The organism is Coleofasciculus sp. FACHB-542, assembly GCF_014695825.1.
In the GTDB taxonomy this organism is placed as follows: Bacteria; Cyanobacteriota; Cyanobacteriia; order Cyanobacteriales; family FACHB-T130; genus FACHB-T130.
In genome coordinates this window covers 1-20633 of the sequence record NZ_JACJPB010000005.1, presented here as the reverse complement: position 1 = coordinate 20633, position 20633 = coordinate 1, and the positions used below count along the sequence as shown (strand labels likewise).

The following is a 20633-nucleotide window of genomic DNA, read 5'->3' as shown; positions in this document are numbered from 1 at the left end:
CGGACGGCTTGGGCGTTTATTCAGTTTAACCTGTGGTTATCTGTAAGCCACCTGTTCCAATAAGTTTTCCCTGCAAATTCAGAAGTTAGCTCTATCGGCTAGGCAATAATTGAATTGACCAATTTTGGTAATTCTATGAAGCTAAATCAGTTGATCGCTGTGTTGCAATCTGTTAAAGCAAATGCCAACAAAGGCAAAGCCGAAGTATCGCAACTGGGTCAGAAGAGTACATTATTTCAAGGATTGAGCAGAACTTACCAGCCTAGAGAAGAGGATGGATTTGTATATCCTCCTGAATCGCAAAAACTGACGCTGAGGGCTGATGAGTTGCTCGAAAAGTTTGTGCAATCTTGCTCTGAATTTTTAGACCTATCAGCTACTCAGGACTACGCTAATACTGAAGCTAAAGCATCTGTAATAGTAGATGGACAGACTATTATTGCAGATGTTCCTGTTTCCTATCTATTATTTCTTGAAAAGCAGCTTCAGGATGTGAAGACGTTCATTGCTTCGCTACCCGTGCTTTCGATTGATAAAGACTGGCAGCATGACCCCAATCGAGGATGCTACGTCACCAGTCCCAAAGAAACTGTGAAAACCAAGAAAATTACTGATTTTGTCGTTGCCTATGAAGCAACGGAACATCACCCTGCCCAAATCAAGGAGGTTTCCAAAGATATTGTGGAAGGAACCTGGAGTTTGATTGAGTTCTCAGGGGCACTTCCTCAAGACCGCGTGAATCGAATGCTGCGTAGAGTGGATATGTTACAAAAAGCCGTGATTCAAGCTAGAGAAGAAGCCAATAGCAAGGAAGTGCAGCAGCGGCAAGTTGCTAATGCGATTTTTGGCTATTTATTTGCAGATTAAACTACACTGGATTTGGAGTACAAGTTCATTTTTAGCGAGTAGGGATTTGCAGGTTCGATTCCTGCCCCCCAGTTTATCTGGGGGTAGGCAAATGGTAAAGCCGCCCTAGCGCATTAAGCTCAGAATAAAGCTCAAGCTATTGCTCCAATCTCATTTTAAAAATCGCTCCCTGTATCATTCTCTGTAGAACAAGGCTAGCGAGACGCGGGTTCAAATCCCGTCCCCTGCTCTAATTATGCAGGGGTAGTTTAGTGGAAAAACCTCACAGCATCAGATTGATTCTACGGAACCGGGAAATCTCTCATATAGGCTCAGCGACTTAAATCTTTCCCGGCATTCAGGATACGAGTGCCGGGATTTTAAATTGGGAACACTTTTGAGGTCATATCAAATTCGTTTAGATAGTCATAGTTTCGGAAAGGAGTTGGACGACCTTGCCCTTATGAGGGTTGTAATATGCAAATGGAACTTTAACTTGTTTAGTGGCATGGCTAACAACTGCGTGTACCGGATTGACTAATGCTTCTTGTGCTGAGTTCAAGCTGATCTGCAATCGATAACGCTAGCCGTTAGACCTTAAAACAAATGTACAATTATCGCGCTAAATACGGAGAAGACTACAAGTATCATCTCACAGCCATACACTGGTCAAATGGGAATCTGAGAGCTAGCCTCACCGCATTCAACGAACAGGAGATAAAGCCTGTTCAAGTAGAATGGGAGCAGTAAGCAGGGCTAATCACATAGCAGGGACAGGAACAGCAGTTTGTGTATTTGAGGTGCTTGACCAGTGTTTGAGCAGCAATTGGACTAGAGACAATGCTTTAAGATTAATCTGTAGGGTAATGGCGATTATCTGAAGCAATTAAGGCTCAAGGGAAAGCAGTATGAACTTAATAACTCTCGCTGCTCAGAACGTTAGCATTCATATCCTTGAAGCCGCTGCACCTGTCACCACTATGGAATGCAAGCTACTGCCAGTAGTGTTTGTGCATGGTATGGCGTGTTCCGCAGACCTCTGGGATGAACAACTTGCTTATGCCGCCCGGACTCGACGTGCGATCGCGATCGATTTGCGGGGACACGGTGCTTCCTCACTGCCTGAGGATGATGACTACTCTCCCGCCTCGTGTGCAGCCGATCTCTTGGCTGTATTAGAAGCCCTTGGACTTGAGCATATCGCGCTCGTTGGGCACAGCTTCGGAGCTTGCGTCGCACTCGCTGCGGCGGCGGCTAAACCTAACGCGATCGCGCAGTTGGTGCTGGTAGATCCACCAATAGATTGCACTCAGTTCCCCACAGAGGTATATGAGGCACAAATCGCTCCGATGCAAGCGGCACTCGCAACCGACGGCTGGCGATCGGTACTGGAAGACTCTTTCCGCAACGCACTGGCAGGGGGCACCTCGGCAACGCAAGATCAAATACTCGCCCGCCTTGCTGCCACCCCAAAGGATCGGCTGCTTGGAACGTCTCGCGGTTTGTTCGCCTTTAAAGCACTAGAAGCTCTTGATGAGTACCTCGCTTCGCCGGGAGCACGCGCTCACGCTATTCTTGCTCCGTCGAATAACTCGCCGTTCAGCCTTCACGTCCTCCGTCCAGCACTAACCACAATCACTCTACCCGCTACAGGACACTGGCTCATGCTTGATGCGCCTGAGCCGTTTGCTACGGCACTCGATACCTGCCTAGCAGTCGTCTAACCAAGAACTCCGTTGTCATCTATGCTTGCTTCATCACCCGCGTTGAGGGCAAATATAGTAAGGATAAAAATTCTGCCAGTTCAACAAGTCCTTCTGCTTCTTGTTGTTCTGCTGGAGACGGCGTATGACCCTTATCCTGACGAGCCAACAAAGATTGCAAGTGTGTTTGAACCGCCTGGGGAAGTTGGAATCGAGTTAGTTTGATAGAAATCTCAACGATTTAGGGTACAAAGCTGTTGGCTGAATTAGGAACCTTGGGATAGCCTCGTTGTATTCCACATCTAACGCACATAGTTGAACTGGTCAAGGAAGGAAGTGAAGATCAATCTCAATGGAAACTGGGTGAATGGGGCATTTTCAGATGGGTGAAGGTAGATTGCGTTGCTGATTTCAGCGCTCCTCACCGTATTCCCCTCGATAAAGATGTCATGAGAGCAGATTGGGGGTGGCAAGATACTAAAGCAAAATCGTTAGCCAGTCCCAGCCTAATGTCTCGGTGGAACAATATTGAAAGTTTGAGAACACATTTAAAGGAAGTGTTTAGCTAATAACTGGACTTGAGTGTTTAGTTATTGTACACGGCGGTCTAACAATCTCAATGCAGCTTTCTGTCGTTCGGCGCGATCGCTGTAGGTGATAAAAAACGTGCCTATCGTGCCAGTCAGGGTTGGCTGCACCACAACATACTGCTTTTGTGCAGCAGCTAGGGAAGGAATGAGGAGCGATCGCTCTTAAGTAGTAAAGCTATAAGGCTCCAGTAGTACCAAACTTGGTGCAGTTATCTTAGAAGTAGGCTCTCTAAAGAAAAGATTGTGTCAGCCGATTCCAGCAACTCAATCTCACGAGGGTTGCAGGCAAATTATGAAAAAGTCTAAAACAGCACTACAGGAGATTTTATGTACGGCTTAGTCAACAAAGCAATTCACGATATGGTGTGTAGTCGCTTCGGTGAAGAAACCTGGAAAGAGATTCACCATAAGTCTGAGGTCGAGGTGGATGCATTCATCAGCATGGAGTCTTACCCGGATGATGTGACCCACAGACTTGTAAAAGCTGCAAGTCTTGTTTTAGGTTTATCTGCTTCAGAAATCATGCAAGCTTTTGGAGAGTTCTGGGTTCAATACACCGCTGAAGAAGGGTATGGGGAACTAATGGCAATGAACGGTGATACGCTTCCAGAATTTTTAGAGAATTTGGACGATCTTCATACCCGCATTGGAGTCAGTTTTCCGAAACTACAGCCTCCATCCTTCACCTGTAACGAAGTTGAAGAACAAACATTGCACCTCCACTATCATTCACACCGAGAGGGATTAGCTCCAATGGTAGTGGGATTAGTGCAGGGATTAGGAACACGTTTAGATACGGTTGTTGAAGTTACGCAGATCCAAAGTAAGTCTGAGGGTGCAGACCATGATGAGTTCTCAATTCAGTACAAGCCTCACTGAGCCTTTCTATGCACCCTCCCGATCTGACTTTGCCTCCTCAATTGTTTGCTCAAGCTTTTCCTTTTCATTTTGTGTTTAAGAGCGATCGCACAATCGTACAATCGGGGGAGGTTTTGCAGAGGCTTATTCCTCAAATCATCGGGTCACAACTTGACCAGTGCTTCCAAATTAAGCGTCCCATTATTCAAAATGCTAATTTTGCTGCTATTAGTAAGCAATCTCATAGTATCTTTACGCTGAAATCGCTTTATAGTGAAATGATTCTAAAAGGGCAGATGATGCCTATTACTGACAGCGAGGTTATTTTTTTTCTGGGTTCCCCGGTCGTTACGGAAATTAGCCAGTTAAACCAACTAGGAATTAAATTAAAAGACTTTGCAATTCACGACTCTGTTACCGACTTTCTCTTTCTTTTACAAGCAAAGGGTAAGTTGATGGACGAACTGACAGAGCAGCAGACCAAATTAAAAGATGCTTTGAGAGAAAAAGAGGCGATCGCTTCCCTAGCAGAGGCGAGAGCTAAAACCGTAGAACAAGCAATCGAAAACTTACAGAAAACTCAATCGCAACTGATTCAAGCTGAAAAAATGTCTGGACTGGGGCAAATGATGGCAGGAATTGCCCATGAGGTCAACAACCCGCTAAACTTTATCAACGGTAATCTTAGCCACATAAACAACTATGTTAAGGATTTAATAAGCCTGCTCAACCTCTATCAAAAACACTTTCCTCAAGCCTCTCCTGAAATCATTAATTACATGAAGGAAATCGACTTGGAGTTTTTGCTGGAGGATTTACCCAGTCTCGTTTCATCTGTAGAAATGGGAGGTCATCGCATTAGAGATATTATTTTGTCATTACGAAACTTTTCTAGATTAGATGAAGCAGAACAAAAAAATGTGGACTTACATGAAGGAATTGAGAGTACATTATTAATTCTAAATCACAAGCTGAAACATGATGTTGAGGTTGTTAGGAACTATGGATGTCTGCCAAAAGTTCTGTGTTATCCAGCCCAGCTAAACCAAGTTTTCATGAATATTCTTTCTAATGCTGCTGATGAATTATTAGAGACAGATATAAAATCCAAGCAGATTGCGATCCAAACCAGTGTAAATGAATTGAATTACGCCTGTATTCGCATTCAAGATAATGGGAAAGGCATTCCTCTGGAAATTCAAGAGAAAATTTTTACTCCATTTTTTACGACCAAACCTATCGGCAAAGGTACAGGATTAGGACTATCAATCAGCCATCAAATTATTGAAAAACATCATGGTTCAATCGAGGTAATCTCTGAAGTAGGAAAGGGAACCGAATTTACTATTAAAATTCCACTTTCCTAATTGCAGTATGTTTCTCTAGGTCAAGGGATAAAGTTACTGAGCGATCGCACACGATTCCATTTTGCGATCGCGTTGTTATGTCTTGCACTCAAAGCAAAACTCGTGAGGAAGCAATTCGTAATGGTAAAAACGTAATCGAAATGTAAGAGGATGCATAGCTTGCAAAAGGTGAATTACTCCCTGAACCTAGTATGCTGCAAATTGCTTAATTCTTATTAATCTTCTGACGCAGATTGGGCACAAAATCTGTTTTGACTTGACCTCAAACATCAAAGCAGGGACTAACTGAGCATGGTCTCCTGTTGCTTGCCGCGATCGCTTTCCTTGGACTCAAAGCCTAATCGCTTCGATTCAGCTAGATACAGACTATTCAACAGAATTCCATGTAGATAACTCTACATAGAAAATATAGTTGAAGCGGGTGGTGTTTGATAGCGAATGCGGTACAACTAATAGTTGTGCAGCTTATGTTATGAGTGAGGGTATTATTTGAAGCTTGTCCATTAGCATCTAATGTAAAAGGGTTTTGAATTGGTGGTAAAAATGGAGTCAATATGAATCAGCAATTGCCTCAGTTCATCCACCGTGTTGTTGAACGTTTACAGTCAATTCAGGGAATTGCAGCGATCGCTCTAGGGGGTTCAAGGGCACGAGGCAACCATACACAGAAGTCAGATGTGGATCTAGGAATTTATTACAACCCAGAGAATCCGCTTGATGTGACTGCTCTAAATCACCTGGCCTCTGAACTTGACGACAATCACCGCGCAAATCTAATCACCCCAATTGGTGGATGGGGAAAATGGATTAATGGCGGTGGTTGGCTAAAGATAGAAGGAGTATCTGTAGATTTTCTCTATCGTGATGTGGCTCAGGTTAATCGTGTCATTAATGATTGCCATGCTGGGCAAATCACGATTGATTACCAACCCGGACATCCACACGGTTTTGTGTCCTCCATTTATATGGGTGAAGTTGCTATTTGTCTGCCACTCCACGATCCGTATAACGTTTTAGACGCTTTAAAGGCAAAGACAACCCCTTACCCTATTCAGCTTAAACAAGCAACTATTAATACTTTTGCCTGGGAAATTAGTTTTTCACTGTTCATTGCACAAAAAGCAATTGCACGCGGTGATGTTGCCTATGCGGCAGGTTGCTGTTTCCGTAGCGTAGCTTGTATGAATCAGGTATTATTTGCACTCAATGAAGAATACCTATTGAATGAGAAAGGCGCGGTAGCAGTTGTCAACAGCTTTGCGCTCTGTCCACAAAACTATCAACAACGGGTTGAGTCAGTGTTTGCTTTGTTAGCAGTTGATGCAAAATCAATGATGGATGCGATCGCAATCCTTGAAGGAATTGAGCATGATTTGAGTCAATGGTATGGCAATCGTCGGTTAGTTATGTAAAGTCTAAGGGGCTAGTATTGAGCATAGTCTCCTGTTGCTTGCCGCGATCGCCTTAGCTCTGGTTCCTGAATCAATCTGACTGACGCAGAGTTCAGGAATGATGAATTTTCAAGTTCTGAGTGTCGCTGGACTGGTCGGTGAAGGCTTTGAACTCGATCGCATCGTGACTGCAAAAGAGGCGCACGTCGTTACTGCGATCGCGTGATCATGCACGTAGCCGATCTTGATCATGGAGCCTCGGCTCGCGATCCACTACTACCAACACCAATGTCCCAAGCATCGGTTAGGTTAATAAAGAAACACTACTAGCTAGATAAATTATGCAATACGTGTTAATTATCCATGAAGTTGAAGACTACGAGTCGTGGAAGAAGGTTTTTGACAATGCATCCGACATCAGAAGGGAAGCTGGAGAGAGGTCGTATCAGGTCTTAAAGTATGAAAGCGATCCCAACAAAGTGGTGCATTTCTCATTGTGGACATCGATAGACGATGCCAAGCGTTTTTTTGAATCTCCTAAACTCATTAGAATCAGAGCTGAAGCCGGAGTAAAGGCTCCTGATTTCATATACTTGGAGCAATTAGAGTCAGGCACTTTGTAGGATCGGGTAGTAAAAATTCCCTACAAGTCTGTCTGCGTGTCTATGACACAAATCCAACTCGCCTATCCCAAAATTCCACTAAGGAAGGACGAGGATTCATGAGTCGATACAGCACGATCGTTCAATGGTAGTAATTGGGCATTGCTGACCTCTATTTTTACGCACTGACTACCGTAGCTTGTCCTTTAGCTGCTGGAGCTAAAATAGCTAAGACTTCTGGTGCTAACGGCTTCAAATCTGCCAAACGATGAGATGGTGCTGTGAAGACGCGATCGCAACTGTAGGAGGATGTATGTCTTGCATCTATGTCAATCTATTCCTGAACCCAGTACGCTGCAAAAGCGTACTTTATCCTAGTATTAACATTTAATTAAGCGATTACTTAAAATGTCGAAACTACTTGAACGAATCATAGTAAATCCTAGACTGTATGGCGGTCGTCTCTGTATTTATGATTAAGCGGATGAAATGTGGAGAAGTAAGAATATGTTTTTAACAGGCCATGTGTATTCAAGTGGTTTTAAGCTCCAGTATATTGTTGAGGGTGACGGCACTCCTACCATCGTGATTGGAAGTTCACTGTATTACTCTAGAACGTTTTCTAACAATCTTCGTAGCAGTCTAAAGTTGGTCTTTGTCGATCATCGAGGTTTCTCACCTCCTTATAATTGTAAAGACACCTCTTTGTTCCAGTTAAACTCACTGGTTGATGATATTGAACTGGTTAGGAAAGAGCTAGGGTTTGGCAAGATTATTGTTATTGGTCATTCAGGTCATGGATTTATGGCGCTGGAGTATGCCAAGAAATATCCTGCCAATGTGTCTCATGTGGTAATGATGTGCTTAGGACCAAATTACTCCCATGAAGGGCATCTGGCTGCGGAACGTTATCTGAATGATTCTGTTTGTCCTGAGCGTAAAGCGGCTCTTGCTAAAAACCTGACCAGGTTGCCTCAAGAAATATCTGCTGCGCCTGAGAAAGCTTTTATTACCTATTGCCTTCTCATGGGACCCAAAAGTTGGTTTGACTACAACTATGACGCGACAAAACTTTGGGAAGGTATAGAAGTCAATATGGCTATGTTTGATTATGTCTGGGGCGAGGTTTTTCGGGATATAGATATTACTGAGAACTTAGATAAGTTGCAAGCACCTGTATTGCTTGCACTTGGTCGCTACGATTACCTCGTTCCACCACCCTATATGTGGGAAGGAGTAAGAGACAAGTTTAGTAATCTTACTATCCGCATATTTGAGAAGAGCAGCCATGCGCCTCACTTTGAAGAGCCAGAGCTATTCGACAAAGAGTTACTCGATTGGCTTTTCAATCGCTAACCCTTTTTTGATAGGAGGCCTAACATTTTCTTATTTTCATATAAACCAATCGCAAGTCAACTAAAACTCTAACCTGCGTTCATAGAGCTAGAGATTCCTGAGACTTCTGACGCAGCTTAAATAAGAAGTCAGTTTTGGACTTGACCTCAAACATCAAATTGGGGACTAACTGAGCATAGTCTCCTGTTGTTCGCCGCGATCGCTCTTAATTCCTGCTTCTTCAATCAATCTGATTGACGCAGACTTCATGAATGATGAATTTTCAAGTTCTGAGGGTCGCTGGACTGGTCGGCGAACGCTTTGAACTCGATCGCATCGTGGCTACAGAAGAGGCGCACGTCGTTATTGCGATCGCGCGATAATGCACGTAGCCGATCTTGATTGTGGAGCCTCGCCTCGCGATCCACCTCCATCATCCATTGGTAGAAACGCATTCCCGGCGTGCAACGTGGTTCGGAGGAGTCCATCTCGTGTCGGTAAAAGTAGGCATCGCCTGCATTCAGGAGCCAACTATCTCCTGTCTGGATGGCAATGCCAGCATGACCCCGTGTGTGACCCGCAAGTGGGATGAGGAGAATCTCTGGCGGTAGTCCCTCAAGATCGCGGGCTGCCTGGAAGCCGAACCAGGGTTCGCCCCCTGGCGAATAGAACTTCCAGCGTTTTACCTCGTCCCACTGCTCTGGACGATAGCGCTGGCTGGTAATGAAGCCGTGCCGATCCTGCGCTGCGTCAATTTCAGTCTGCATTACGTGTACGGTTGCTTCAGGGAAATCTTCCAGCCCACCAGCATGATCGAAATCGAGGTGGGTAAGCACGATATGGCGCACGTCCCGTGCGGAAAATCCTAGTTGCTCGACCTGAGCGATCGCTGTGTACTTGCGATCGAACTGGATACCATTGAAATGAATAAAAAACGGGCTGAGTCGCGCGTAAGGCGAGTTGACATCGCGCAGACCAAAGCCAGTATCGATTAGAACGAGTCCCTGGTTCGTTTCGATAAGCAAGCAGTGGCAGACAAGGCGAGCCGTCAGCCCGCGACTGAAGCCATCGAAGAGCGCCCCACCGACCGGGCACATACAGCCACAATTGAGATGATGAATGTGCATAAGTATTCTGCTTAAAACTACTTTTTGCCTACGGGTATTGATGTCTGCACCTCACTCGACGCTTGCATTTGCTCCAGTCGGTATGAGAATGCCTGCCAAAAGACCTTTATATACAACAGATGATCGGGAAGGCACTGCGTGCGTTACTTGTTAGCCGACTCAGGCTTAGTCATCTGACGATGCAGTTCAGCCTTGACGGTATCAGGCAAAACCTTGCTTACATTGCCCTGAATCTTCGTCAGGAGCGAACCGGCGATGATGTGATCCTTGCCTGCCATTAAGGCATCGAAACCCTGTTTGGCGACTTCAGCCGGGTCATCGTTCTGTTTTGTACCCACCGTGGTGTCGTCCATTCCCGCACTATGGAAGAAGTTGGTATCGGTTGGTCCAGGCATGAGTGAGGTAACAGTGACGCCTGTATCCTTCAACTCGTTGCGTAGCGCTTCCGAGAAGGAGTGTACAAATGCTTTGGAAGCCGCGTAGACTGCTTCAAATGGCCCTGGCATGATGGCAGCAATTGACGAAGTGAAGAGGATTCGACCCTTACCACGCTCGACCATATCTTTCACTACCCGTTTGGCTAGATGCACAGATGAAACGACGTTCAGGTTGATGAGATTCAGCTCGTCCTTTAGGTCAGTCTCGCGGGCGAAATCACCGCCGACACCGACCCCTGCATTTATCGCGATCGCATCTACCGATCTGCCAGTCGCCTTAATTTGGGTGTAGAGAGACTCTACACCCTCATAAGTAGCAAGATCAGCTTGCACCGTCTCGACCTTGGCACCCAGTCCCTCAAAGGTTTGAGCGGCTTCATCGATACTCGATCCGGTGGCTGTGACGAGGAGATCAAAGCCGTTTTGGGCGAACTGTTTGGCAAGCTCGTAACCGATGCCCTTGGAGGCACCCGTCACGACAGCTAGAGGTCGGTTCGACGAACTGTTCATAACCATTTAAACTCCTGTAGGACTGCACCACGCTTGGAAAGCTGTGGATTGTGCTTCTTTTTCGCTATCAGTAAAGTCTGCGCGAATGCGATCGCAACTCTTACTCATCCTAGGAAGACATCTGTGCGATCGCGTCTTTCCAAGGAAGTATGGCTGTTGTGTGTTTGAGGTTGCTTTTGTGGAGTTCACGCGATCGCCTGCGGTTCCGATGCCCGACTTTTTGGAAAAGTCGGGCATCTCGCATTCACTAGCTCAGATTACAAAACTGTAATTTAGACGAAGGGCAAGCTGTAATTTTGGTTGAGCTTAATTGAATCTATAGACACGTTTCAAGATTCAACCGAAGGAGAAAGCTTGTGATGAATACCCGCCGACTGCTGGCAGCGATCGCGATTCCTGTTCTAGTTGGGACGTTTGGATGTGTGACTCTTAATCAGGCAACGGCTCAATCGCCTAACCGACAAGCCCAAAACTCATCCCAGCCCAATCAACAACAGCAGGGACAGGGACGCAGACGAGGACCAGATTTTGCCACAGCGGCTCAGAAATTGGGCATTTCAGAAGCTAAGTTAAAAGAAGCACTGGGAGTGCCAGCGAATCCTACACCAGGACAACGCCCACCTCGTCCCGACTTTAAGGCAGCGGCGGCAAAACTCGGCATTACCGAACAACAATTGGTAAATGCGTTGGGAGTTCCGCCCCGTCCGCCCCGTCCCGATTTTGCAGCCGCAGCGCAGAAGCTGGGTGTGTCAGAAGCCAATTTGAAGGCAGCACTGGGAGTGCCAGCGAATCCACCGACAACGCCGCCCGAACCGGGACAACGCCCTCCCCGACCCGACTTTAAGGCGGCGGCAGCAAAACTCGGCGTGACGGAAGAGCAACTGGTAAATGCGCTGGGAGTTCCGCCCCGTCCACCTCAAGATGGCAACCAATCAGACGTACCTCCTCCTCAGCAATAAGCTTGAATCAATTTAGCGACCCTTTCGTGGATACGACCAAATTTTCAATAAGCCCTGGCGATTAGAAATCGCGGCTAAACAAACTAAGTCCGCCTGCGCGGACTTAAGACAAATCAAAGATTTTGAAACCCGCGCAGGCGGGTTTTGTCTGTGTAGACGCGGTTTCAACCGCCCAGGTAGATTGCGATAATTCTATTTAGAGCAGATGAAATGAAAAAAGACCGTGTGAAAGGAATTCCTGTTATCTCTATGATGAAGCGACGACAGGTACTTGGCTTCCTAGGGGGAACAGCGGCAGTATCGCTTGTGGGATGGTGGCGCGGAGAATCTATCTCAGCAAAACCGATAAGTCCATCAACTCAGACACGGACTCCGATAGCGATCGCGCAGACTCCGACTTGCGTGGTAAAACCCCAACAGACGGAAGGGCCATATTTCGTGGATGAGAAGCTTAACCGCTCTGATATCCGCTCAGATCCCGCTGACGGTTCGGTGAAGCCAGGAGTACCGTTGCGTTTGGTGTTTCGGGTCTCTAGGATTGATGGAAGATCCTGTACCCCTTTGAGGGGTGCAACAGTGGATATTTGGCACTGTGACGCGCTGGGCGTTTATTCGGATGTTCGGGACTTCAACGGGGATACGCAAGGGCAGAAGTTCCTGCGTGGAAATCAGGTGACGGATGCAAATGGAACCGTCGAGTTCGTAACGATCTACCCTGGTTGGTATCCAGGCAGAACGGTTCACATTCACTTCAAGATTCGCACCGATTCTGCGTCCGGGCGGGGTTCTGAGTTTACTTCGCAGCTTTACTTTGACGATGCCCTCACGGATCGAGTCCACGCCCAGTCTCCCTACGCCGCTAAGAGACAGCGCACCCAGAGGAACGATGGAGATGGCATCTTTCAGGATGGCGGCGATCAACTGATTCTCCAGCTTACCCAAGATGCACAAGGCTACGTGGGAACCTTCGATATTGGGCTTCAGATGACTTGAACGAGCGGATTTTACTTGTGAGCGATCGCATTCTCCATCATTGCAGAGTTGATAGAATGCGATCACCCAAAATGCCCAACTCACTCACGACGAAATACAAACAGATTGCCTGTTCCACCTCGTCCTACCCTTATTTCCTGGTCTAAGTAGGAGGTTGTCCACTCTGCCTCATTCCGGAGAAATTCCAATACTGGGATTTTCAGTTCAGGAAAACTCCAGCTTTCCATGCTAAAGAGCTTTGTTGCTTGCATCGAAAAACTATCAAAAGTCACTTTAGCTGTCTTCTCATCCGCGCCCCAAGTCCAAACGCCGTCAGCTTGTAATCGCCATTCTCCCAACAGGGTTAAGTCAATCAAAGCGCCGTTAGAGGCAAAAATTTTCCTCGTACCGTCTGCAACCAACCTTTGCCACACCCGTTTGATGTTTATGGTTCCCCCAAAATCTGGAATTGATGCAAGTTGGCGAGTAACAACTGTTCCTTTTGAGGCGTACACCAATTGCCAGTTACCAAGTAGAGAAGGGAGATAGTCGGGGTGGAGTGGCTGTGGGATGGGATTGATGCTTTCTAGCTGTTGCACAATTGCATCAATTGGGTCTCCATCAGATGGAAATAAGGCTTGCTGTAGCCCTAACGCTTCTACTCGTTGCAAGAGTTCAGTTTTTAAAGCAATTCTCGTTGTGTTATCTCCTACCATGTCTTGATGTTCCACTTCCATGCTTTGAAAAAAGCATACATCAGGGTCTTGAAAGGGTAGCTCCTCCTATCAGGATTATCCAGGATGACATAACAATCCTTCTAACGCTCTGAATAAGCGGGTAAAACGATTATCTTGCCGGAAGGTAGAATCGCCAAGAGTCAAGAAAATAAAAAACCGCCTTTTTCAGCGGTTTGCAGCATTAACATCACCTTACGTGAAACACTTGACCTATAAGGCAGCTATATGAAAAATGGCTTTTCTTAGCAGTTAGATACTGGTAATCAGCGCCGGCCAAGACTTTTTGATGTACTCACAAAGCTGCTCATAACTTTTGTCTTTGAGGCGTGGCAACTCCTTGGAACTAAATCCCTGCTTTTCGGCATATCCCAGGATAATGGCGATGAGACGTTGTTTACAAGCCTCAGCCTCCGCCTCAGTCTTAGTCTGCTGAACCTCCCGGTTGAACCCAAGAAACTTGTTGAATTCTTTAAGAAATTCAGTGGGATCATCTACCTTCGGTAAGGTAGATGCTACTACAGCTAGAAGATCGGGCTGTAAGTAACGTTCATCTGAACCCTTGTTATTCAAAGTAAAGGTCATAAGAATTTATCCTTGTTTTAGGGTTAACGACATCGACGGTGCAAGCATTAGGCAGCTTGCTCGTGGGTGAGGGTTCGTCAAACCAGAGAGAAGAGCGCTTCTGGAGGCAGGAAAGAGACCAGAGGAGCTTTATCGCATTTGTGCGACCTTCTGAAATCTGGCTATCGCTAATAGTAGCATAGCGTAGTAAGCAAGCGTACTGCAAATGGTAAGATAAGAGCAACTAACCCTCTAGGACTAATCCATGCCACACCCAACCTTTGCACTTGAGGAGCTGGGGCAAATCTTTCAAGGAATTCCGCTCAGCCGTTACCAGAACGACCAGGGTTCACCTGAACCCATTGTCAATGTGGGCGACCTTGAGAAGTTATGTCTCAAGAATAGGGATAGCCTTAGCCAAACTCAACTCAAGGTGCCCGATCTTAAGCGGTATCAGTTACACACTAACGACGTGGTTATAGCGATTCGAGGCACACTCCTTAAGACTTCAGTGGTCAAAGACGAAGTGCAAGGAAGTGTAGCAGGTCAGAACGTAGCGGTTTTTCGGCCTAAGCTAAATAAGGTTAATCCGTTTTATGTAGCTGTATTGATGCGTTCAAAATGGCTTGAACAGTCGCTTAATATCTTGCAAAGGCAATCCACTACTACGCTGCCAGCAATTAGAGTTTCTCAGTTACGCACTATTGAGATTCCATTACCCGATTTGCCTACTCAAAACCAAATAGCTCAGCTTTTTCTGCTAGCAGAGCGTGACGCCGAAATTATTCGAGAAGAGCTGGAAACTCAAAAAAAGATAGTTGAATTTACTCTATTTAAGATTTTGGAAAAATAGAAATGATTACTTTAGAGCAATTAGTAGATGAAGTTTGGAGTGCTGTGTATATCCTGCGAGATAATGTCAACATAATCGATTACAAAAACTATCTCTTAAGGCTATTACTTCTCAAGCGATTGTCCGATCTGTTTGAAGAAAAAAATGAAAAGATCAAACAAAAAGCTGGCAGTCAAGACCTCAGTTTAAATAGTCTAAATAAACCTCGTTTTTTTATTCCCAAAGGCGCTCGTTGGTCGGATTTACAGAGCTTAGAAAAAAACATTGGAGCTGGGCTTGACGAAGCTTTAACTGTTCTTGAAATAGCTAACCCTGAGCTTCGAGGAATTTTTACTGACACTGATAATTGGAGGCAAGTTAGCGACGAGCTTTTGCTAAAGCTAATTCAGCACTTCTCAACCCTCAACCTCCAGAACAGTAATTTGGTTGAGCCAAACCTGTTAGGGTATGCCTGCGAAGACCTGATTGAAAAATTTGCTCTCAGTGAAGCCAAGACGAATGGAGTATCTACGACTCCGCGTCAAGTTGCAAAGTTAATGGTTCGCTTAATTGAGCCGCGAGAAGAAATGCACATTTGCGATCCAGTTTGCGGAACAGGGAGTTTATTAGTTGAGTATGCAAATCAGACTGAGAATTATAAAGATAGTTCACGTAATATGCTACTTTATGGTCAAGCGTTGAACAAAGAAAGCTGGATAATTACCAGAATTAATTTACTATTACACGATATTTTTGATTTTGATATTCGCTTAGGTGATACTCTCAATGATCCTGAACTGCTGCAAGATGGAGAATTAATGCGCTTTGATCGGGTAGTTGCTAACCCACCATTCAGCATTAGAAATTGGGGGAGAGATGGAATAATTAACTTAGACAAACGACGCTACAATCGCTTTTATTATGGAACTCCCCCAAAAAACAATAGCGACTATGCTTTTATTCAGCATATACTAGCTTCTCTGAAAGAAACAGGCAGAGCTGTGGTGCTAGTATCGCATGGAACACTTTTCCGTAGAGGAGCTGAGGCGCAAATTCGTGAGGGCATAATTAGAGATGATCTAATTGAGGCAGTAATTGGGCTTGCACCTAAGTTGTTCTTCACCACTAGCGTCCCCGGTGTCATCCTGGTTCTCAATAAAGATAAGGAGAAAGACCGTCGAAAAAGAATTTTGTTGGTTGATGCCAGTCATGAGTACCAAGCAGATAAAAGCCAAAATCACCTGCGGGACGAAGACCTGAAGCATATTATCTCGGTATACCATAATTTTCAAGACGAAGAGGGATACGCCAAGGTAGTCTCTTGTGAGGAATTAGCTGCCGATGATTACACCCTTAATATTGAACGCTATGTAACGTCTCCTAAGCTCAAAGTTGATCTTGAGGCGGAAATTAGTAAGTTAAGTAAATTAAAGGCTGAGCGCACTAGGGTCGAGAGTGAGATGAATGAATATCTGCAAGCATTAGGCATTAAAATTTAACATCAAACTTGTAATCAGAAAACTGCGCTGTCAGGGTAGCCTTCGCAGTGAGTTATTGGGAACGATCGCCAAGCGCATCAAAAAAGGCAACGTCAAAGTCGTTGATAATTAACTGACAGTCGTTGCCAAATAGCGATCGCCAAACCGTATTTCGTACTGCACCGCCAGCTAACCACCAGTCGGGGAGATTCAAAAGCGCGATCGCCGGTAACACAACACCAACCGGCGAATCGACTAAAATCTTCTGAAGGCGAGTGGCACTATCCATGTTTTGCTTGTCTAGTTTTGTTCCAATCTTTCTAGTTATTGACTCAGTTGTATTTTAAGTTCGCGCAGCATCCGACTGGTTCCCTCATCAATCGCTTTTTGCACCAGTTGGGGAATCATTTCGGTAATCGGCAAATCGGGAAAGATAGCACTGATGGATGATTCGGCGTAGCCACCGTTTTGGAGGATGTAAATCTTGAGTTGGTGATTCCGATAGATCCACACTTCCGGAACGCGCAGCGCTTCGTAGGCGTTCAAGGTAGTCTTTGAAGTGACATCAGATTTAATCGCGAGATCCGGGGGTGGGTAAACCGCTAGATCCATATTGGTGCAACCCCAAACACGACTGGCATTTTGGATGTAAAAGCAGGTATCGGGTTCGACTCCGGCAATTTCTGGTTGTTTTAGAGTAGTTGAGCCAAAATCTTCCCAGTCCCGCCCTTGAGCATCTAAGATAGCTTTGACAATATCAGCAATAATGCGATGGGGGCGTTCGTGCAGTGCCAAAGGGGACATGATTTCCAGCGTTCCTCGGTAGTATGCAATGCGGGTGCTGCGCTTTTCTCCCAGTTCCGTAAGAATCTGTTCAAAATCTTGCCAAGACAAGTTATGAATGCTAATCGTGCTACCGGGAGTGAGTTCAATGGCACGAATGGGAATGGTAACGGTCATTGGTGTTCCTCCATCGATTGCTGAGGTAGCTTCTTCAACCGTAACTCGCTATTCACCCATAATTATCATTAATGACTAACTAACAGTTATTGCTAAATAGCGATCGCCAAACCGTATTTTGTACTGCACCACCAGTTAACTACCAGTCCGGGAGATTCAAAAACGCGATCGCCAAGCGCAGCTGCTTGCAGCAGATTGCAGCCCTACATGGGTTCTAAACATTACCTATAGCGATCCTATCCGTAAAAGCTAGCGATCGCTTTGTATAAATCCTTTGGGGGGAGATATATGAGTTCTTAGTAGTAAAGGTCTCTCACTCTCAGGAGTATACAAGCAAACATGAGAATTATTAAACAAACTTCCGATCAACTAATTTTACAAAATCGAGATGCAAGTTCATACAGTTTTATTGCCCTGATCATATTAGTTGCAGGTTTAGGTCTCTTGTTTAGCGGCTTATCTTCTCCTGTTAAAGAACGCTTAGTTTGCAATCGTACTGAGCCGAATAAAATAAACTGCAATATTACTAAATTCTATTTAAATGGAAGCAGCATTAACGAAGAGATTAATGACTTAAAAGGCGCGACGATAAAAGAACATTATTCAGGCAAAAAAGTAAATTACGAGGTGGCACTGCAAAGCAATGTTAGTGAAGTATCTTTAGTGATTAACGCTGATGGCGGGAGCGAGACGCTGGCTGCAACAGTTAACGATTTTGTAGCGCTTCCTCAACAGCCAACTTTAGAAATACAGGCAACGGCTTGGGGGAATTTATTTTATTCAGTCTTTGCGGGGTTACTGGCGGCTGGGGTATGTTCAGGGGTTATCTTGGCAGGCTCTATAAAAACTTGCACATTTGATAAGAACCTTAATCAAGTAGTTTTTCAAGAAAAAAGCTTCATAAAAAAAGAAGAATTAAGTTTTCCCACCGATAAAATTTTAGGGTTTAAAGTAGAACGGATTGATAAATTATACGAAATTATCTTAGTGTTTAAAACTGGGGTATATTTACGTTTAGTTACAGGCTATGCCACCCAAGGCTCTGCTAATAAAATAGCTGTAAAAATCGAAAATTTTCTAGGTATTAAAAAGGCATAAATAGATAACAGTCCTATTTGATTTATCAGATGCCAACAGTTAAAATCCCCGACTTCTCTCAGAAGTCGGGGATTTCGGTTTCACTAGGAGGCGATCGCAGGGCGCTTAAGCAGTGTGCAGTCTTTTTCGAGCGCGTCCTGGTGCAGCGGGCTTTTTGCTGCGGGTGGGTGCAGATGGTGTCTGGGACTTTGCTCGGTTACTGCGTCCTTGATTTGCGCGTTGACCCTTCGCTTGGTCTACCACTTTCTGGACTGGGGCAGTTGGCTCGTAGCCTGGAATCACATCTTTCACAAGGGTTTTATTGAGCAATCGTTCGATGTCTTTGAGGAATGAGTATTCATCTTCGCTGACGAGGGAAACCGCTCTTCCTTCGTTGCCAGCGCGACCTGTGCGACCAATGCGATGCACGTAATCTTCTGGTACGTTAGGGAGTTCAAAGTTGACTACGTGGGGCAGCTGATCAATATCTAGACCCCGTGATGCTACATCGGTGGCAACTAATACTCGCACTTTTCCTTGCTTAAAGTCTTGCAAAGCACGGGTACGGGCTGCCTGACTTTTGTTGCCATGAATTGCAGTGCTTTTCAACCCATCTTGAGCAAGTTGCTCAGCTAGACGGTTGGCTCCGTGTTTCGTCCGGGTGAAGACTAGCACTTGTTGCCAATTGTGGAACCCGATCATATGAGAAAGCAGTTCTCGCTTGCGATTGCGATCGACCGGATGAACTACCTGCTCTACCTGCTGTGCGGCGGTATTCCGGGGAGCTACTTCGATCTGGGTCGGAGACTTTAGTAGGGTGCTGGCAAGCTGCTGAATCGGTTTAGAGAAGGTGGCAGAAAACATCAGCGTTTGCCGGGATGGAGGTAGCACTGCCAAAATTTTGCGGATGTCGCGGATGAAGCCCATGTCTAACATGCGATCGCATTCATCCAGCACCAGTATCTCTATCTTCGAGAGATCGACCGTCTTTTGCCCAACGTGGTCGAGCAACCGACCGGGTGTAGCGACTACAATATCAACTCCCCGATGCAGCGTTTGAACTTGCGGCTTAATTCCCACGCCGCCATAAATTGCTGCCGCTCTCAGCGACAGGTATTTGCCATAAGTTTTGACGCTATCTTTTACCTGATCTGCCAGTTCGCGAGTAGGTGTGAGGATGAGGGCACGAGGTCTGCGATGCACCTGGTTGGCGTTGGCAGTACCCAGGAGTTGCAGTAAAGGCAGGGTAAAGCCAGCAGTCTTGCCCGTTCCAGTTTGGGCGCTAGCGAAAATGTCTTGCCCTTTCAGGATGGCGGGAATTGCTTGCTGCTGAATGGGGGTTGGCTCAGTATAGCCAGAGTCAGCCACAGCACGAAGCAGGTCCGTTGAAAGACCGAGGTTACGAAATGTCATGGATGCGATCGCTCCTAGTAATGCCCCTATCCCAAATCAAGTGCCTGGGGCCAGTCTAAGAGCAGGAAATTTGTAGTTTCAGTTGGATGGCTTAAATGAGCTTTTTTCCAATGCGCCAGCAACAGACCGGAATGTACTGGCAGAAACTCATCCTAACAGACATTTGGACAAAATATCTGAAGAAGGATGGCGTAACCTAAGCTCTTCACAACGCTCTCCCGCTTCTTGGGAGTTTGTTCAATTTTACTCAAGTCGCCGTACACTGCGGTCAACAGGGTTAAAGCAGAAACTCTTAATTCATCCGTAGCTTTCCCTCGCATTGTCTTAATCTGCTACTTCTTAATCTGCTACTTTTGCTATCAAAACGCTTACTTTGAAAGCTACGTGTGGGTTTGTTGAGTTTGCATCATTTGGGTACCACGATTGCACTTTTAATGAGTCAGGGCTTGCAATCGGCTCAACATTTCTTCCGTTGAGTTCTTAGCGGCGGTGTTCTTGAGCCTTAATTCAGAACTAGCCCCTCCTTAGTAATGCGCTGGTCGCTCATCAAAAAAAGCCGCTTTTTCTAACGATTGAGTAGCCAGGAAGATCCAATATCAAAGTGGAGGTCAGTCAAGGTCGCCACTTTATTCACCATCTACCTACGGATACGAGCGCTCGCCTCGCCAATCTCTCCAGCCACAGCAATGTGATTATCCTTGATCATCACAGCATCATCTAGTTCCATCCGGTGGTTCATCGCTCCTCCCATCTGCATCGCGTACTTTGACTCGAGCGATCGCCGCGACCGACATCCTCCAACAACCAGCTGCGTAACATCGGGTCTAATAGGATCGAGGGAGGTAGAACAGCCCTGGGACTCACCACTTCAGTTTTCC

Annotated in this window: 20 protein-coding genes and 2 pseudogenes; 12 read left to right on the top strand and 10 right to left on the bottom strand. The window is 45.7% G+C overall.

From position 1 onward, the window contains the following. Positions 1 to 135 precede the first annotated feature (135 nt). Both H6F52_RS00485 and H6F52_RS00480 read left to right on the top strand, forming a co-directional pair. A complete protein-coding gene (locus tag H6F52_RS00485) occupies positions 136 to 867 on the top strand; it encodes a hypothetical protein (protein ID WP_190531182.1) in 732 nt (243 codons plus the stop codon). 887 nt (positions 868 to 1754) lie between these two features. Then, positions 1755 to 2570 carry an alpha/beta hydrolase gene (locus tag H6F52_RS00480; protein ID WP_190531180.1) on the top strand — a complete coding sequence of 272 codons (816 nt, stop codon included), beginning with the start codon at positions 1755 to 1757 and terminating at the stop codon, positions 2568 to 2570. Positions 2571 to 2589: 19 nt separating this feature from the next. Here H6F52_RS00480 and H6F52_RS26290 read toward each other — a convergent pair whose 3' ends face one another. After that, on the bottom strand, positions 2590 to 2790 hold the full coding sequence (locus H6F52_RS26290) for a hypothetical protein (protein WP_190531224.1): 201 nt from the start codon (positions 2788 to 2790) through the stop codon (positions 2590 to 2592). Positions 2791 to 3466: 676 nt separating this feature from the next. On the opposite strand from H6F52_RS26290, the gene H6F52_RS00470 reads away from it, so the two are divergent. The 5 genes from H6F52_RS00470 to H6F52_RS00450 all read left to right on the top strand — a co-directional run bounded on the left by H6F52_RS00470 (position 3467) and on the right by H6F52_RS00450 (position 8713). Next, positions 3467 to 4018 carry a heme NO-binding domain-containing protein gene (locus tag H6F52_RS00470; RefSeq protein ID WP_190531178.1) on the top strand — a complete coding sequence of 184 codons (552 nt, stop codon included), beginning with the start codon at positions 3467 to 3469 and terminating at the stop codon, positions 4016 to 4018. An 8-nt stretch (positions 4019 to 4026) separates the two neighbouring features. After that, on the top strand, positions 4027 to 5364 hold the full coding sequence (locus H6F52_RS00465) for an ATP-binding protein (protein WP_190531176.1): 1338 nt from the start codon (positions 4027 to 4029) through the stop codon (positions 5362 to 5364). A 554-nt stretch (positions 5365 to 5918) separates the two neighbouring features. Next, positions 5919 to 6776 carry a nucleotidyltransferase domain-containing protein gene (locus H6F52_RS00460; RefSeq protein WP_190531174.1) on the top strand — a complete coding sequence of 286 codons (858 nt, stop codon included), beginning with the start codon at positions 5919 to 5921 and terminating at the stop codon, positions 6774 to 6776. A gap of 320 nt (positions 6777 to 7096) precedes the next feature. Further along, complete coding sequence (locus tag H6F52_RS00455; RefSeq protein ID WP_190412920.1) at positions 7097 to 7378, top strand: antibiotic biosynthesis monooxygenase; 282 nt, start codon at positions 7097 to 7099, stop codon at positions 7376 to 7378. 486 nt (positions 7379 to 7864) lie between these two features. Next, positions 7865 to 8713: an alpha/beta hydrolase gene (locus H6F52_RS00450; protein ID WP_190531172.1), complete on the top strand. Its 849-nt coding sequence runs from the start codon at positions 7865 to 7867 to the stop codon at positions 8711 to 8713. Positions 8714 to 8958: 245 nt separating this feature from the next. On the opposite strand, the gene H6F52_RS00445 is transcribed toward H6F52_RS00450, so the two are convergent. The 3 genes from H6F52_RS00445 to H6F52_RS00435 all read right to left on the bottom strand — a co-directional run bounded on the left by H6F52_RS00445 (position 8959) and on the right by H6F52_RS00435 (position 11003). Further along, positions 8959 to 9819 carry an MBL fold metallo-hydrolase gene (locus H6F52_RS00445; RefSeq protein ID WP_190531170.1) on the bottom strand — a complete coding sequence of 287 codons (861 nt, stop codon included), beginning with the start codon at positions 9817 to 9819 and terminating at the stop codon, positions 8959 to 8961. 143 nt (positions 9820 to 9962) lie between these two features. After that, positions 9963 to 10766, bottom strand: coding sequence for an SDR family NAD(P)-dependent oxidoreductase (locus tag H6F52_RS00440; protein WP_190531168.1), 804 nt, complete (start codon positions 10764 to 10766; stop codon positions 9963 to 9965). A gap of 6 nt (positions 10767 to 10772) precedes the next feature. Then, complete coding sequence (locus tag H6F52_RS00435) at positions 10773 to 11003, bottom strand: hypothetical protein (RefSeq protein ID WP_190531166.1); 231 nt, start codon at positions 11001 to 11003, stop codon at positions 10773 to 10775. Between the two features lie 122 nt (positions 11004 to 11125). Here H6F52_RS00435 and H6F52_RS00430 point away from each other — a divergent pair, with 122 nt between their 5' ends. Then, positions 11126 to 11725, top strand: a complete 600-nt coding sequence (locus H6F52_RS00430) for a hypothetical protein (protein ID WP_190531164.1) — start codon at positions 11126 to 11128, stop codon at positions 11723 to 11725. A 210-nt stretch (positions 11726 to 11935) separates the two neighbouring features. Then, the gene (locus H6F52_RS00425) at positions 11936 to 12718 is read left to right on the top strand and encodes an intradiol ring-cleavage dioxygenase (RefSeq protein ID WP_190531162.1); all 783 of its coding nucleotides are present in this window, start codon (positions 11936 to 11938) and stop codon (positions 12716 to 12718) included. An 80-nt stretch (positions 12719 to 12798) separates the two neighbouring features. Here H6F52_RS00425 and H6F52_RS00420 read toward each other — a convergent pair whose 3' ends face one another. Beyond that, entirely contained in the window at positions 12799 to 13434 is a 636-nt protein-coding gene (locus H6F52_RS00420) for a PAP/fibrillin family protein (protein ID WP_242033802.1), read from the bottom strand. A 249-nt stretch (positions 13435 to 13683) separates the two neighbouring features. Further along, positions 13684 to 14016, bottom strand: a complete 333-nt coding sequence (locus H6F52_RS00415) for a hypothetical protein (RefSeq protein WP_190531161.1) — start codon at positions 14014 to 14016, stop codon at positions 13684 to 13686. Between the two features lie 244 nt (positions 14017 to 14260). Between H6F52_RS00415 and H6F52_RS00410 the strand changes: the two genes are divergently transcribed. Then, entirely contained in the window at positions 14261 to 14848 is a 588-nt protein-coding gene (locus H6F52_RS00410) for a restriction endonuclease subunit S (protein ID WP_190531159.1), read from the top strand. Positions 14849 to 14850: 2 nt separating this feature from the next. Then, complete coding sequence (locus tag H6F52_RS00405; RefSeq protein ID WP_190531157.1) at positions 14851 to 16326, top strand: class I SAM-dependent DNA methyltransferase; 1476 nt, start codon at positions 14851 to 14853, stop codon at positions 16324 to 16326. Positions 16327 to 16381: 55 nt separating this feature from the next. Here the strand turns inward: H6F52_RS00405 and H6F52_RS00400 are convergent. Both H6F52_RS00400 and H6F52_RS00395 read right to left on the bottom strand, forming a co-directional pair. Further along, positions 16382 to 16594 (bottom strand): annotated as a pseudogene (locus H6F52_RS00400) (nucleotidyltransferase family protein); the annotation flags it as partial. A gap of 35 nt (positions 16595 to 16629) precedes the next feature. After that, a complete protein-coding gene (locus H6F52_RS00395) occupies positions 16630 to 17265 on the bottom strand; it encodes a Uma2 family endonuclease (protein WP_190531153.1) in 636 nt (211 codons plus the stop codon). A 339-nt stretch (positions 17266 to 17604) separates the two neighbouring features. On the opposite strand from H6F52_RS00395, the gene H6F52_RS00390 reads away from it, so the two are divergent. Next, on the top strand, positions 17605 to 18363 hold the full coding sequence (locus H6F52_RS00390; protein WP_190531151.1) for a hypothetical protein: 759 nt from the start codon (positions 17605 to 17607) through the stop codon (positions 18361 to 18363). A gap of 105 nt (positions 18364 to 18468) precedes the next feature. Here the strand turns inward: H6F52_RS00390 and H6F52_RS00385 are convergent, their stop codons facing one another. Then, positions 18469 to 19755, bottom strand: coding sequence for a DEAD/DEAH box helicase (locus H6F52_RS00385; RefSeq protein ID WP_190531149.1), 1287 nt, complete (start codon positions 19753 to 19755; stop codon positions 18469 to 18471). 643 nt (positions 19756 to 20398) lie between these two features. Continuing rightward, a pseudogene (locus H6F52_RS00380) lies at positions 20399 to 20521 on the bottom strand (nicotinate-nucleotide diphosphorylase (carboxylating)); the annotation flags it as partial. Positions 20522 to 20633 lie beyond the last annotated feature (112 nt).

Excerpts from the sequence above, each read along its gene's own strand:
- H6F52_RS00470 (WP_190531178.1), top strand. The coding sequence starts at position 3,467 with ATGTACGGCTTAGTCAACAAAGCAATTCACGATATGGTGTGTAGTCGC.
- H6F52_RS00450 (WP_190531172.1), top strand. The coding sequence starts at position 7,865 with ATGTTTTTAACAGGCCATGTGTATTCAAGTGGTTTTAAGCTCCAGTAT.
- H6F52_RS00410 (WP_190531159.1), top strand. The coding sequence starts at position 14,261 with ATGCCACACCCAACCTTTGCACTTGAGGAGCTGGGGCAAATCTTTCAA.
- H6F52_RS00435 (WP_190531166.1), bottom strand. The coding sequence starts at position 11,003 with ATGCCCGACTTTTCCAAAAAGTCGGGCATCGGAACCGCAGGCGATCGC.
- H6F52_RS00485 (WP_190531182.1), top strand. The coding sequence starts at position 136 with ATGAAGCTAAATCAGTTGATCGCTGTGTTGCAATCTGTTAAAGCAAAT.
- H6F52_RS00405 (WP_190531157.1), top strand. The coding sequence starts at position 14,851 with ATGATTACTTTAGAGCAATTAGTAGATGAAGTTTGGAGTGCTGTGTAT.
- H6F52_RS00465 (WP_190531176.1), top strand. The coding sequence starts at position 4,027 with ATGCACCCTCCCGATCTGACTTTGCCTCCTCAATTGTTTGCTCAAGCT.
- H6F52_RS00420 (WP_242033802.1), bottom strand. The coding sequence starts at position 13,434 with ATGGAAGTGGAACATCAAGACATGGTAGGAGATAACACAACGAGAATT.
- H6F52_RS00455 (WP_190412920.1), top strand. The coding sequence starts at position 7,097 with ATGCAATACGTGTTAATTATCCATGAAGTTGAAGACTACGAGTCGTGG.
- H6F52_RS00385 (WP_190531149.1), bottom strand. The coding sequence starts at position 19,755 with ATGACATTTCGTAACCTCGGTCTTTCAACGGACCTGCTTCGTGCTGTG.
- H6F52_RS00430 (WP_190531164.1), top strand. The coding sequence starts at position 11,126 with ATGAATACCCGCCGACTGCTGGCAGCGATCGCGATTCCTGTTCTAGTT.
- H6F52_RS00425 (WP_190531162.1), top strand. The coding sequence starts at position 11,936 with ATGAAAAAAGACCGTGTGAAAGGAATTCCTGTTATCTCTATGATGAAG.
- H6F52_RS00440 (WP_190531168.1), bottom strand. The coding sequence starts at position 10,766 with ATGAACAGTTCGTCGAACCGACCTCTAGCTGTCGTGACGGGTGCCTCC.
- H6F52_RS00480 (WP_190531180.1), top strand. The coding sequence starts at position 1,755 with ATGAACTTAATAACTCTCGCTGCTCAGAACGTTAGCATTCATATCCTT.
- H6F52_RS00390 (WP_190531151.1), top strand. The coding sequence starts at position 17,605 with ATGAGAATTATTAAACAAACTTCCGATCAACTAATTTTACAAAATCGA.
- H6F52_RS00415 (WP_190531161.1), bottom strand. The coding sequence starts at position 14,016 with ATGACCTTTACTTTGAATAACAAGGGTTCAGATGAACGTTACTTACAG.
- H6F52_RS00445 (WP_190531170.1), bottom strand. The coding sequence starts at position 9,819 with ATGCACATTCATCATCTCAATTGTGGCTGTATGTGCCCGGTCGGTGGG.
- H6F52_RS00395 (WP_190531153.1), bottom strand. The coding sequence starts at position 17,265 with ATGACCGTTACCATTCCCATTCGTGCCATTGAACTCACTCCCGGTAGC.
- H6F52_RS00460 (WP_190531174.1), top strand. The coding sequence starts at position 5,919 with ATGAATCAGCAATTGCCTCAGTTCATCCACCGTGTTGTTGAACGTTTA.